Origin of the sequence: Phaeodactylibacter xiamenensis, assembly GCF_965229835.1 — a bacterium.
In the GTDB taxonomy this organism is placed as follows: Bacteria; Bacteroidota; Bacteroidia; order Chitinophagales; family Saprospiraceae; genus Phaeodactylibacter; species Phaeodactylibacter xiamenensis.
In genome coordinates this window covers 1,989,029-2,002,169 of sequence record NZ_OZ245931.1, presented here as the reverse complement: position 1 = coordinate 2,002,169, position 13,141 = coordinate 1,989,029, and the positions used below count along the sequence as shown (strand labels likewise).

Sequence of the window (13,141 nt, the reverse complement as noted above, 5' to 3'; positions counted from 1 at the left end):
ACAGAAGACTGCCAAAACTAAGGAATGATGGGAACTTGAAGGTAATAAGAATGTCAGGTAAACTGCAAGCCACTATACATTATGGTATGCGGCGGTCGTCAATGGCTTCCGTGATCAGGGCCAGACAAACATTGAATTCCTTTTTCAGGCGCTGTTCCCAAAAACGAAGGACCAGCCAGCCTTTTTCCTGTAGTTTTCGGGTGTTTTCCCGGTCGCGCTCCATATTCCGCTCTATTTTAGGGATCCAGTAGGCGCGGTTGCGCTTGATGGTGAGCTGTTTTTCTTCCCAGTTGTAGCCGTGCCAGAACTCGCCGTCAATGAACACTGCTACTTTGTACTTTTTGATGGCGATATCCGGGCTGCCGGGCAGGCTTTTGACATTTTTGCGGTAGCGGTACCCTCTGGACCAGAGTGCTTTTCGCAACCGGACCTCCGCTTTGGTGTCCTTCGACCGGATGCGGCTCATCGTCCGGGACCGTTGCTCGGAGATATAGTGAGTCTGCGCTTCCTCAAATCGGGGTACTTTCTTGTGGCTCAAGGCGTACTGTTGTTTAAAGTAAAAGCGCCGTGGATACCCAATGGTTCATTTGCTTCTGCTCCAATGTCCGCTCCCACCTGGTAGGTGCCAGCCTTGTCCAAGCCGTTTACCTCGTCTCCACCCACTCGATGCCCAGGCCCTCCACTTCGGTTTCCTCGTTGACCTCCTCCAGGTACAGATTACCGATGGCGGCTTTAAGGCGGAGCAGGGTAGGGGCGACTTCACTGCGGCGGATCGCCAGGTCGACGGTAGCGGAAGTATCAAAGTTTTGGCCGATCATGTTGAGCTGCAAGTGTTCGATACTGCTCATCACGTTGCCCATCAGGCTATAGTCGAAGGAGAGGCGGTAAATTTCCTCAACGGTGCATTCTATGATGTTGGCTTCCTGCAGGGCTGCTGCTGTGCTTTCGCGGTAGGCATTAATCAGGCCAGAGGTGCCCAGGAGCGTGCCCCCAAAGTATCGGATCACGATTACAATCACATAAGTCAGCCCAAAACTGTCAATCTGACCCAAGATAGGCCGGCCGGCAGTGCCGCTGGGCTCACCGTCATCATTGGCGCGGAAGTTGTTCTGGTCCAGCCCAAGCCGGTAAGCGTAGCAGTGGTGGCGGGCCTTGGGGTGGAGCTTGCGGACTTCCTCCAGGGCAGCTTTCCACTCCTCTTCGTTGTAAGCCGGGTAGGCGTAGGCAATGAACTTACTGCCCCGGTCGCGGAATTCGCCCGAAGCCATCCCGCTAATCGTCTGGTACGTATCTTTTAGGTTCGGCATCGGCGTGAAATTAATCTTTTACACACTGTTAACAAACCTTGCGAAGATATTAGTAGTTTGACGGAAATAAATGATACAATTTTCTTTAGGATTCGCTAATATTTTCACACAACCTCCCTCTGGTCAGTTGTTTAGAAAATTTTAGCGAATCAAAATTGTATCATTTATTATTTCTCCGTCACTTAACAGGGCGTAGCGGTATTATTGCCATCTTTACCGCATGGAATTCCCTATTAGGCACGGGAGTGAGTATATTTGCGCAAAACCACGCACCTTGAAAACCACACTGGAATCCTTCGACGAGATTATGGCAGCATGCCGGGAGCTATTCCGAAAGAAAACCATGGACTATGGGACGTCCTGGCGTATCCTGCGGCCGGCATCTATGACCGATCAGCTGTACATCAAGGCCAAGCGTATCCGGAGTATCGAGGAAAAACAGCAGCAAAAAGTAGAAGACCGGGTGGAAGACGACTACTTCGGCCTGATCAACTACAGCATTATGGCGCTGATTCAGCTGGAGCTGCCGGAGGATGCCCCGATAGAGCTGCCTTTCGAAGATGCGGTTGCCCGTTACGATGCCAAGGTGGCACTGACGCGGGAACTGCTCGAAGCCAAAAACCACGACTACGGGGAAGCCTGGCGGGATATGCGCATCGCTTCCATGACGGATATGATTTTGCAAAAGCTCCTTCGGGTCCGGCAGATTGAAGATAATGCTGGTCAGACGCTGGTTTCAGAAGGGCTGGATGCCAATTATCTGGACATCATCAATTATGCTATTTTTGCACTCATCAAACTGAACGAACAAAACGCTTCATCATGACTATAGGCACTCTGGTACTTTCTGTTGCAGCCGTGGCGCTGCTGCTGACCCTGATTATCGGGTTGACGACCAAGCGCATTGAAAACTGGATCATCAGCTTCCTGCAAAACTTCTGCGGGGCGCTGTTTATTTTTTCGGGCTGGGTAAAAGCGGTGGATCCCCTGGGTACGGCTTACAAAATGGAGCAGTACTTCGCGGAGTTTGAGTCCACTTTTTCCGGCACCTGGTTTTCCTTCCTGGCGCCGATGTTTCCGCAGCTGGCGGAATGGGCGATCGGCTTTTCTGTGTTCATGATCGTCTTTGAGATCGTGCTCGGCATCATGCTGCTCATTGGTTCTTCCCGGAAGCTGACAGCATGGGCTTTCTTCCTGCTCGTGGCTTTCTTTACCGTGCTGACGGGCTTTACCTTCCTGACCGGCTATGTGCCTGCGGGCGTCAATTTCTTCCAGTTTGGACAGTGGGGGCCCTATGTGGAAACCAATATGAAAGTGACCGATTGTGGCTGCTTTGGAGATTTCATCAAACTGGCACCTTTCACTTCCTTTATGAAGGATGTATTCCTGCTCGTGCCTTCCGTTCTGTTCCTGGTTTTCCATGGGAAAATGCATCAGCTCATGGGCGCAGGGGGGCGTACCGCAACGGTGATTTTGGGCACCGCTGCACTGACGCTTTACTGCTTCAGCAACTACATGTGGGACATCCCGCACACCGATTTCCGCCCCTTCCATAACGAAGCCAACATTCGCCTGGAGAAGGAACTGGAAGACCTTGCCGAAAATAATGCTGAAGTCATCGCCTACAAGGTCACCAACAAGGAAACAGGAGAAACTGCGCAGTTCCCTATCGATGAATACCTGAAAAAATACAAGGACTACCCAAAGGAAGAATGGGACCTCGAACAGATCAAGGCTAAACCCGTGGTCAAAGTTGTGAAAACCGCTGACGGCTACGGCATCCCAAGCGCAGAAGGCGAACCCTATGAAGCGGAGCTGGCGAGTTACCTGGCACAGCAGTGGGAACTGGAAGGCGATACCACTGCCAAGGTGGTGGAGCGCAGCAAAATCAGTGATTTCGAACTATCGGGCGGGCCGGAAGGCGGCGATGTGACCTATGATATCCTTAATAATCCAGACTACAGCTTTATGGTGGTTGCCTATAAGTTGTACACTGAGAAGGAAGAAGTCACCACACAGATGCTCCGTGACACCATTTACAAAGTAGACACCGTGGCCGTGGAAGACACCATCAAGCTGGTGCGCAGTATTGACCGGGTGGACAAGCGGCAGATCGAGCAAACCACTTACCACTTTGGCAAGGACTATCTCGACCCCTGGATGGATATTGTCAATCCGGTACTGGCAGAGGCGCAGCAGGAAGGCTTTAAGGTGTTTGGGGCAACCAGCTTTGCCTCACCGGAAAAGCTGGAGCAGTTCCAGGCGGCTTCCAACAGCAGCTATCCATTCTATACGGGCGATGATATCCTGCTGAAAACCATTGTCCGGTCTAACCCAGGCGTGGTATTGTTGAAAAATGGCAAGGTCATCGGTAAATGGCACTACAAGAAACTGCCTACGTATGACGAGCTGAAAGCCAGCTACATGCAATAATCTTAATAATTGCTGAAAGGCACAAAAAGCCTGGGCTGGAGTCAGGAATTTGGCTGGTCGGCCCGGGCTTTTTTTGTTTAAAAGGCAAATTGATACGTCTCAATGTCGCAAACCAGCAATCAGAGTGTATATTTGCGAGGACTTTAACCGGGAATATTGAAATATGCTGAGTAGAAGGAATATCCGCATTAAAGTAATGCAGATGCTTTATTCCATGAGCCAGGATCATTCGCTTGGGCTTGACGACACCGTCAAACGATACAAGGCGAATGTACAGCGCTCTTTTGATTTGTACCTCTTCACGCTTTGGGCGCTGGTGCGTACATCAGAGTATGCCATTCAGGATAAAGCCAAGAAATTGGAAAAACTCCTGCCCTCTGATTCGGATAAGCAGTTCACGGCCGTACTGGCTGAAAACGAACTCCTTCAGTCGTTGGTGCGCAATGATGGGTTTCAGGAATTGCTGCGCCGCCGCAAGCTTAAAAACCGCATAGACCTGGATAATATCCGGACTTTCTATCAGGACTTTGCCAAGACGGAAGAGTACCTCACTTACAGCCGGCAGGCTTCTCACACCAATGAGGAGCATACCGAAATGCTGCTTTCCCTATTCAAGCACCTGGTCAACAACGAACCCTTCAACGATTTCCTGGAAGACCATTTTTCCAACTGGGTCGATGATGAGTCTCTCGTGGTGGGAGCTGTGAAGAAAACGATCAAGTCACTGCCGGCGGAGGGCGACTTCTTTGAGGAGCACCGCCCACAGGATGAAGCCGTGGATGACTTCGGCGAGCGTTTGCTGCGGCAGGTCATTGAGGAAGGGGACGATTTGCTGTCCGTAATTGAGCCTACGCTCCGAAACTGGGATGCCGACCGGGTTGCCGTAATCGATATGATCCTGCTGAAGATGGCCCTGAGCGAGCTGACCTCTTTCCCGTCTATCCCTACTAAGGTCACGCTCAATGAGTTCGTGGAGATTTCCAAGCAATACAGCACTGACAAAAGCAAGGATTTCATCAATGGTATCCTGGACCGCCTGATGAAGCAGCTCAATAAGGAGGGTAAAATCCGTAAACAGGGGCGTGGCTTGCAGGAGTAACCTTTAATGTACCCAAGCCCACTGTCATTCCAATACCGGCAAAGGGCAGTAATGATGGGAGAAAATCCTATCTTCGCGCCATGACAGAAAAAATCCTCATCCTCGACTTCGGCTCGCAGTATACGCAGCTCATTGCGCGGCGTATCCGGGAGCTCAACGTCTACAGCGAGATTGTGCCTTTCAATAAGGTGCCGGAGCTGGACGACACCATCAAAGGCATTATTTTATCGGGAAGCCCTTTTTCCGTTGCCGACGAAAACGCACTACATACTGACCTGGACCAACTCATTGGGCAGCGCCCGGTGCTGGGTATCTGCTATGGTGCGCAGTACATCGCCAAACAGATGGGCGGTAAGGTGGAGCGTTCTCTGAAAAGAGAGTATGGCAAAGCCGAACTGAGCCGTATGTTTCAGGCGGACCCCTTTCTGGCTGATGTGCCTGAGGGCTCTCAGGTGTGGATGTCGCACGGGGATACGATCATGGAAATTCCCGAACAGTTCGAACTGCTGGCGGGTACAGCGCATGTGGATGTTGCAGCGTATAAGTCGAAAGCAGGCGCTTTCGCACAACCCGTTTATTGTATACAGTTCCACCCGGAGGTTTCGCATAGCCTGGATGGCATGACCGTCCTTAAGAACTTTGTAAAAGACATCGCTGGCTGTCATGCCGAATGGACCCCGGCCGCCTTCGTAGAAGAAACAGTGCAGTCTCTGCGTGACCAACTCGGGGACGACCACGTCTTAATGGGGCTGTCCGGTGGTGTGGATTCCACCGTTGCGGCCTCCCTGCTGCACGAAGCAATAGGCGATAACCTGGTCTGTATTTTTGTGGATAATGGGTTGCTGCGTAAGGATGAGTTCGAGGAAGTGCTCCATTCTTACAAGGATATGGGGCTGCGTGTGGTTGGTGTGGATGCCAAAGAGGCGTTTTATGAGGAATTGAAAGGGGTCTCTGATCCGGAGCAGAAACGTAAAGTGATCGGCCGCGTTTTCATTGAGGTCTTTGAAAGAGAGGCACTGAAGCTGGAAGAAGAAGACCGGGCGATTAAATGGCTGGGGCAGGGCACTATCTACCCGGATGTCATTGAGTCAGTCTCGGTACATGGCCCTTCGGTGACTATCAAGTCGCACCATAATGTAGGCGGTTTGCCCGAAATGCTCAACCTCAAAATTGTGGAGCCGCTGCGTATGTTGTTCAAGGACGAGGTGCGGCTTGTAGGTACAGAATTAGAGGTGCCACAGGCGATTGTAAGCCGGCATCCATTCCCCGGTCCGGGCCTGGGGATCCGGATTTTAGGGGATATTACACCGGAAAAGGTGCGCATGCTGCAGGAGGCAGATGCGATTTATATCAACAATCTTCGTAAATTCGGCTTGTACGATGAAGTTTGGCAAGCGGGTACCATCCTCCTTCCGGTGCAATCGGTAGGTGTAATGGGCGATGAACGGACCTATGAAAAAACCGTTGCCCTGCGGGCAGTGAACTCCCGTGACGGGATGACTGCGGAATGGAGCCGCCTTCCACACGATTTCCTGGCCACGGTGTCAAGTGAGATCATCAATAATGTAAAAGGAATAAACCGTGTCGTTTATGATATCAGCACTAAGCCGCCTTCCACAATTGAATGGGAATAGACTGTTGATTGCCCTTTTTCTGGGGCTTACTGTCTCTTCCTGTGCTTTATTCCGGAAAGCCGAAACAGAAGAGGAGCCCAAAGAAATTGGTGAGGAGCTTGACCCCCTGCCGGGCAAAAAAATCTACGATCCTGAAACCGGTCAGCTGGTTATCGTGGATGAAACGCCGGTCGAAACCATGGACACGATCAAGTGGAAAGTGGTTTCTGCGGATAGTATCCCGCCGATTCAGTCCGGAGAGGGCATCGCCCAGGAGGAGGTCATGGGCAATCCTTCCAAGCTTATTGAGCGGGGAGACTTCGGCACAGAATTTTATACCTCTTATAACGTAACGGTGCTGTTGCCTTTCCTTTCGGACCGCTTCAATCCGGAAAGCAACGAGATTTTCCGCAACTCCACCTGGGCCCTCAATTACTACGGGGGTATGCAGATGGCTTTGGATGAGCTCGATGAGCAGGGCGTGAAGCTGAACGTCCGCGTCATGGACAGCAAAGCTCAGGAAGCAGTAGTGGGGCGGTTGCTCAACACGCGGTCCGAGCTGTACAATTCTCACCTGATTATTGGCCCGTACCGGAGTGATAATGTGGAGATGGTGGCCGAATTTGCCCGCCGTAACAACAAAACCTACGTTTCACCGCATAGCGCTTCTGCAAATATTGCCACGGCTAATCCGAATTACATACAGGTGAGCCCTACCTTGCAGTCGCACTGCCAGGCCATTACGAAGCATGCCTACGAGAACTATGGGCGTAAGAAAATTGTACTGGTATCAAGGGACAAAGAAGTAGAGCGGGCCCGGTTTAACTATTTTCAGGAAGAGATTTTCCGCCTTGAGGGGCGTATTGAGGATTCCCTTCGGCTGCGGGAGTACGTGGTAGAGGTAGACAATAATGATGAAGAGCGGTTTGGGAATATTGATTTGTCGTCCTTCATGACACCCGGCGATACCACCGTTTTTATCGTGCCTTCATGGTCCAATGAAACTTTTGTGTATTCTTTCCTCAGTCAGGCAAAGCTCGCCAAGAACCCCATGAATCAGGAACGAGGGCCTGGTCAGGCTCAGGCAGCGCCCATGCATGTGGTGGTCTATGGCATGCCGCAGTGGCAGGAATACGAGCGTATCGATTTTGACCTGTACGAAAGCCTGAATGTACACATTAGCAGCGATGCCTACCTGGACAATTACTCGGATGATATCCGGTTCTTTAAACGTAAGTTTTACAACCGGTTTGGCATAACGCCCGGAGAGGAGGCCTTCCTCGCCTATGACGTGACCCGCTACTTTGGCCGTATGCTTAATGATTATGGCACCAAGTTTCAGTATCAGCTGGAGCAGGAGCCGGAGCAGATGCTGCATACCCGGTTCGACTTTGAGCGGGTGGTCCGGCCTACCACTACCGGTATGGAGAACCCGCCAATTCAGAAGTTCGAGAACAAGCATGTCAATATCCTGAAGTTTCAGGACTACCAGTTTCAGTCAGCGAATTTGAGATAAATTGAGAGCAGAAAGAAAGGAAAGGTTAGCTTCGGTTGCCGCCCGCCGGCAGCCCAACCTCACTGTGGTGCTGGAGAATGTGCATGATCCGCATAACATCGGTGCTGTCCTGCGTTCCTGCGATTCGGTGGGCATCCGGGAAATATTCGTGCTGTACACTGAGCCCAGCCTCGATAAAGAACGCATTGAAATTGGAAAAAACGCCAGCTCCGGTGCACGGAAATGGATTGATATTCACCTTTACCATGATGTAGCTGCCTGTTTTGCGCACGTGCAGCAACAGTATGACCATATCTGGGCGACGCATTTGGGAGAACAGGCCGTAGACCTGTATGAGATTGATTTTACCCAATCGGTAGCCCTGTTGTTTGGGAACGAGCACGATGGAGTCTCCGAAGCTTCCCTTCAATTTGCTACCGGCAATTTCCTGATCCCCCAAATGGGCATGGTCCAAAGCCTGAACATCTCCGTGGCCTGCGCGGTCACGCTTTACGAAGCCCTCCGCCAACGCCGGGCAGCCGATATGTACCAAACCAATAACCCCATGCCACCCGCTGAACGGGAGGCTCTCATTGAGGCTTACCTCGACCGGCACGACCGGAAGAACTACAATAAGTTCGTCCACAAAAAGGGGTAACGGCAGCCTTTTTCAAAGGGTTATAAATCCCTGGCCTCTTGTACGATCAGGCTCAGCTGCTGCGCCTCCTCCTGCTCGGCCCAGTCCTCTTCCCCAAGCTGCTCCACCTGTTTGATCAGGCTCCGGAGGTATTCCAGCCGTTCCCATCCTTTAGGCCAGTTGGGGGCTCCCTCAATGGCCTGCAGTTGCCGAAACCAGCGGCGCCGGAGCTGTTCGGCTTGCTGTAGTAGCGTTGTTCGGTCCATTGTCATTAGCCAATGATTTGCAGCTTGGCAAACTTCAGCATGATCTTGCGCTGCTGAGGGTCGCTGGCGTTTTTGAAGAATATGGTGGCGATGCGGTTGGCACTGCCGCCATCGATGCTCAGGACTTTGCCCTCTCCAAACTTGAGGTGGAGTACTTTCATGCCGGCCTGTATTTCGGTAGGGGCATTGGGTTTGAAGTCTTTGGGGTCAATGCCAAGGCTAACCGCCCGGTCAGGCTTTTTGAAATTACCGGATACCCTGGCACCACTGCTGCCGTTGCTATTGCCGTTATCGGTACTGCGGTCCATAAAGCCAGGCCGGTTGCTGCCAAAGGACGAACGCGCACCGCTGATTTCCTCCAGGCGCTCCAGAGGTACTTCCTGCAGGAAGCGGCTGGGCTCGTTGTACCGCATCTGTCCGAACCGGTAGCGGCTGTTGGCGTAAGAAAGCGTAAGGAACTGCTCCGCCCGGGTGATGGCCACGTAAAACAGGCGGCGTTCTTCGTCAATGCCATCCTGTGATTCCAGCGACATGAAGGAAGGGAACAGTTTCTCTTCCATACCCACCACAAAGACGGATTTAAACTCCAATCCCTTCGCGGCGTGTACCGACATCAGAGTGACGTACTCGGTGTTCTCGTCTTCTTTGGTGTCCAAGTCTGTAAGTAAAGCGATATTCTGCAGATAGCTGGCCAGTGATTTATCGGCAATCGTCTCCGTATCAATAACGGTGTCGTCTTCCACAAAAGCTTTGACGCCATCGAGGAGTGCGTTTACGTTTTCCATGCGGTTGATACCCTCCACGGAATTATCTGCTTTGAGCTCATCCATTATGCCTGAGCGCTTGGCGATGTAGCTGGCAGCCTCGTAGGCGTTTTCTCCCTCTGCCTTCTTTTGGAAGGATTTGATCATGGCCACAAAGTCGGCGATAGCCCCTAAAGCGCGCTTGCTCAGTTGTACCCGGCCCAGGCACTCCCAGAGGGGTTTGTCGAGCTGAGCAGCCACCGTGCTGATTTTATCGAGGGTGGTTTTGCCAATGCCGCGTTTGGGGTAGTTGATGACCCGGCGCAGGGCTTCCTCGTCCATAGTATTGACAGCCAGGCGGAGGTAGGCGACCATATCCTTTACTTCCTTACGCTGGTAGAATGACAGCCCGCCGAAGATTTTGTAGGCGATGTTGTACCGGCGCAGGTATTCTTCAAAAACGCGGGATTGCGCATTGGTCCGGTACAAAATAGCAATCTCGCTGTTACGCAAATGGTGGCGGTTCTTCTGCTCCAGGATGTTATCCGCAATGCGCTGTCCCTCTTCTCCATCGGTCATGGCTTTGATGAGCTTGATCTTGTGCCCGTCGCCTTTGTCGGACCAAATGGTCTTTTTGATTTGCCGGCGGTTGTAGCCGATTACCTCGTTGGCGGTTTGTACGATGTGCTCGGTAGACCGGTAGTTTTGCTCCAGCTTGAAGACTTTGATACCGTGCTTTTCGAAGTCCTTCTCAAAGTCCAGGATGTTCTGAATGGTCGCCCCCCGAAAGGCATAAATACTCTGAGCATCGTCGCCCACCACACAGATGTTGCGGTCGCTTTTATCGTACTGTATAAACTTCCGGATGATGGAGTACTGCAGGTGGTTGGTATCCTGAAACTCATCCACCAGCACGTATTTAAATTTCTCCCGGTACTTGTCGAGCACATTGTCCGGGTTTTTCTGGAAGAGCTCGTACAGGCGGTACAGCAGGTCGTCAAAGTCCATCGCTCCGGAGCGTTTGCAGCGAGCCGTGTATTTTTTGTAAATGGCATGGAGGTGCGGGCGCTTGGCCATACGGTCCTGCTCCCGTAGCTCCTCATCCTTTTCGTAGAGTTTTGGGGTGATGAGGCTACTCTTGGCGGAGGAAATGCGCGATAGGATGGCGTTGGGGTTGTAATGGTCTTTATTCAGGTTCATTTCCTGAATGATTGACCGGATCACGCTCTTGGAGTCGTCCGAATCATAAATGGTGAAGTTGGACGGATAGCCAATCTTTTCGGCTTCCACCCGGAGGATGCGCGCGAAAATAGAGTGGAAGGTGCCTGCCCACACGCGGTTGGCTCTCGGGCCGACCACCTTTCCGATCCGTTCCTTCATTTCGCGTGCCGCTTTGTTGGTAAAGGTCAGGGCGAGGATTTCCCAGGGCGCTGTCCCTTTCTCAATCAGGTGAGCGATGCGGTAAGTCAGTACCCGGGTCTTACCGGAGCCCGGCCCGGCGACTACCAGCACAGGGCCATCTGTATTCGTCACCGCCTGCCGCTGTACGTCGTTCAATTCGTCTAAATAGCTCATGTTTGTCTTCCGTTTCTTAAGACCGTATTCCAAAAATTCCTATGCTTCCTCCAAAGCTTCCCAGTACTCCACCGCCCGGCGCGTATGCGGGATGCAGATAGAGCCTCCAACGAGATTGGCGATGGCGAAGACCTCAAAGACCTCCGCTTTGGTCACACCCTGCTCGTGGCATTTGCCCAGATGATAGCGGATGCAGTCGTCGCACCGCAGTACCATAGAGGCCACCAGGCCCAGCAATTCTTTAGTTTTGGAAGAAAGTGCACCCTCTTGATACGCATTTGTATCGAGATTGAAAAAGCGCTTCAAAACTTTATTGTCCTCCGCCAAAATTTTCTCATTCATCTTGGCCCGGTAGTCGTTGAATTCTTGTACTTGTGACATATTGGATGGTATTTTGCCGAAAGGCAAAAGTAGGGATTCTGCCCCGGGGAGCGAATTGGAGGCGCAACTAAAATTTCTTATCTTTCGTTAAGCAGAAAAAGAAAAGGTATGACTCGCGTACTATTGAATATTGAGAAAGAAGATGACTTAAAACTTATTCTTGCTTTAGCAAAAAGACTAGGTGTGCCAGTCTCGCCCGGCGCACTCCTTTCGCCGGGCGTGCTCTTGAGTTTGAACGAAGAAGAAATGGAGTTTTATCAGGGTTTATCCTCTGCTTACGAGGAAGTTAAGCTCATGGTAGATGGAAAGAAGGAAAAAAAGAGCTTGAAAACTTTCCTTAATGAGTGTTGATTTGATAAATCGTTAGTGTCAAATATCCCACTGAAGAAAAGGGAGAAGAATGATATATTTGGATAATAACGCCACCACCCCCTGCGACCCTAAGGTCGTGGAAGCCATGCTGCCCTACTTTTACGAACAGCCGGGCAATGCAGCCAGCCGGAATCATGCTCTGGGCTGGCTGGCGGAAGATGCCGTTAAGTCGGCACGCAAGCAGGTCGCCAACCTGATCAGCGCGGAAGCTAAAGAGGTCATCTTTACTTCCGGCGCTACCGAGTCTGACAATCTGGCTATCCTGGGCACACTGGAGCAATACCGCCGTAAAGGCAGCCACATCATTACCCTGAAAACGGAGCACAAAGCCGTGCTTGATGCCTGCGCCCGGGCCGAGCAGCTGGGGGCTGAGGTCACTTACCTGGATGTGCAACCTGATGGGCTCGTTGATTTATCGGAGCTGGAAGCTGCCATTCGACCGGATACCGTGCTGGTGTCCATTATGTGGGGCAATAACGAAACCGGAGTGCTGCAGCCAATGGAGCAGATTGGAGCCTTGTGCGATAAACACGGCACTCTGCTGATGAGCGATGCCACTCAGGTGGTGGGGAAGCTACCCTGTCATCCGAGGGAAGCCGGCGTGCACCTGATGGCTTTTTCTGCCCACAAGATGTATGGCCCGAAAGGTGTGGGAGGGCTCTATGTGAGCCGCCGGCAGCCTAAGGTGAGTGTTGCTGCTCAGGTGCACGGTGGCGGGCATGAGCAGGGCCTGCGGTCGGGTACGCTGAATGTGCCGGGCATCGTCGGGTTTGGAAAGGCAGCTGCTCTGGCAAAAGCGCAAATGGAAGCTGACGCTCAGCGCCTGCGACCTCTGCGCGACCAACTGGAACAACAATTGCTCAGGGAAGTGCCCCGGGCTTTTCTCAATGGGCATCCGGAGCATCGTTTGCCGCATGTCTCAAATATCGCTTTCCCCTTCACCGAATCTGATACCGTTATGATGCGTTTTGCGCAGGAACTGGCGCTGTCTTCCGGCTCTGCCTGCACCTCGGCATCAGTAGAGCCTTCCCATGTGTTACGGGCGATGGGACTGACGGCAGAAGAGGCGCACAGCTCCCTGCGGTTTAGTCTGGGGCGCTTTACCCGTGCAGAAGATATTGAGCGGGCGGTGGATTTGGTTAGGAATGCCGTTGCGGCAGTACGGGCAGGCAGCCCGGTCTGGGCAGCGCAACAGCCGTAACCGGTTCAGCCATTCGCAA

At 52.2% G+C, this 13,141-nt stretch carries 13 protein-coding genes; 8 read left to right on the top strand and 5 right to left on the bottom strand.

The genetic code is table 11. The annotated features are described in order from the left end of the window. Positions 1-79 precede the first annotated feature (79 nt). A complete protein-coding gene (locus ACO08I_RS07365; RefSeq protein ID WP_282779760.1) occupies positions 80-538 on the bottom strand; it encodes a very short patch repair endonuclease in 459 nt (152 codons plus the stop codon). A gap of 106 nt (positions 539-644) precedes the next feature. Beyond that, entirely contained in the window at positions 645-1,307 is a 663-nt protein-coding gene (locus tag ACO08I_RS07360) for an IMPACT family protein (RefSeq protein ID WP_282779762.1), read from the bottom strand. 274 nt (positions 1,308-1,581) lie between these two features. Between ACO08I_RS07360 and ACO08I_RS07355 the strand changes: the two genes are divergently transcribed. From ACO08I_RS07355 to ACO08I_RS07330, 6 genes are all read left to right on the top strand, one after another. Continuing rightward, a complete protein-coding gene (locus ACO08I_RS07355) occupies positions 1,582-2,133 on the top strand; it encodes a DUF1599 domain-containing protein (RefSeq protein WP_421948933.1) in 552 nt (183 codons plus the stop codon). Then, positions 2,130-3,740: a DoxX family protein gene (locus ACO08I_RS07350; protein ID WP_282779765.1), complete on the top strand. Its 1,611-nt coding sequence runs from the start codon at positions 2,130-2,132 to the stop codon at positions 3,738-3,740. The genes ACO08I_RS07355 and ACO08I_RS07350 overlap by 4 nt, the downstream gene beginning before the upstream one ends. 163 nt (positions 3,741-3,903) lie before the next feature. Beyond that, positions 3,904-4,839, top strand: coding sequence for a transcription antitermination factor NusB (gene nusB, locus ACO08I_RS07345; protein ID WP_044229480.1), 936 nt, complete (start codon positions 3,904-3,906; stop codon positions 4,837-4,839). Between the two features lie 80 nt (positions 4,840-4,919). Beyond that, entirely contained in the window at positions 4,920-6,473 is a 1,554-nt protein-coding gene (gene guaA / locus ACO08I_RS07340; RefSeq protein ID WP_282779767.1) for a glutamine-hydrolyzing GMP synthase, read from the top strand. Then, the gene (locus ACO08I_RS07335) at positions 6,430-7,968 is read left to right on the top strand and encodes an ABC transporter substrate-binding protein (RefSeq protein WP_282779768.1); all 1,539 of its coding nucleotides are present in this window, start codon (positions 6,430-6,432) and stop codon (positions 7,966-7,968) included. The genes guaA and ACO08I_RS07335 overlap by 44 nt, the downstream gene beginning before the upstream one ends. Before the next feature lies 1 nt (position 7,969). Beyond that, positions 7,970-8,605 carry a TrmH family RNA methyltransferase gene (locus ACO08I_RS07330; RefSeq protein ID WP_282779770.1) on the top strand — a complete coding sequence of 212 codons (636 nt, stop codon included), beginning with the start codon at positions 7,970-7,972 and terminating at the stop codon, positions 8,603-8,605. A 20-nt stretch (positions 8,606-8,625) separates the two neighbouring features. On the opposite strand, the gene ACO08I_RS07325 is transcribed toward ACO08I_RS07330, so the two are convergent. From ACO08I_RS07325 to ACO08I_RS07315, 3 genes are read right to left on the bottom strand one after another with little or no spacing between them, the layout of a single operon-like run. Next, positions 8,626-8,850, bottom strand: a complete 225-nt coding sequence (locus ACO08I_RS07325; protein ID WP_421948932.1) for a hypothetical protein — start codon at positions 8,848-8,850, stop codon at positions 8,626-8,628. Between the two features lie 5 nt (positions 8,851-8,855). After that, positions 8,856-11,168 (bottom strand): ATP-dependent helicase, encoded by a 2,313-nt coding sequence (locus tag ACO08I_RS07320; protein WP_282779773.1) that lies wholly within the window; start codon positions 11,166-11,168, stop codon positions 8,856-8,858. Between the two features lie 39 nt (positions 11,169-11,207). Beyond that, complete coding sequence (locus tag ACO08I_RS07315) at positions 11,208-11,549, bottom strand: carboxymuconolactone decarboxylase family protein (protein WP_044149718.1); 342 nt, start codon at positions 11,547-11,549, stop codon at positions 11,208-11,210. Positions 11,550-11,657: 108 nt separating this feature from the next. On the opposite strand from ACO08I_RS07315, the gene ACO08I_RS07310 reads away from it, so the two are divergent. Both ACO08I_RS07310 and ACO08I_RS07305 read left to right on the top strand, forming a co-directional pair. Continuing rightward, the gene (locus ACO08I_RS07310; RefSeq protein WP_421948931.1) at positions 11,658-11,900 is read left to right on the top strand and encodes a hypothetical protein; all 243 of its coding nucleotides are present in this window, start codon (positions 11,658-11,660) and stop codon (positions 11,898-11,900) included. Between the two features lie 49 nt (positions 11,901-11,949). Beyond that, the gene (locus ACO08I_RS07305) at positions 11,950-13,122 is read left to right on the top strand and encodes a cysteine desulfurase family protein (RefSeq protein ID WP_421948930.1); all 1,173 of its coding nucleotides are present in this window, start codon (positions 11,950-11,952) and stop codon (positions 13,120-13,122) included. Positions 13,123-13,141: the final 19 nt, after the last annotated feature.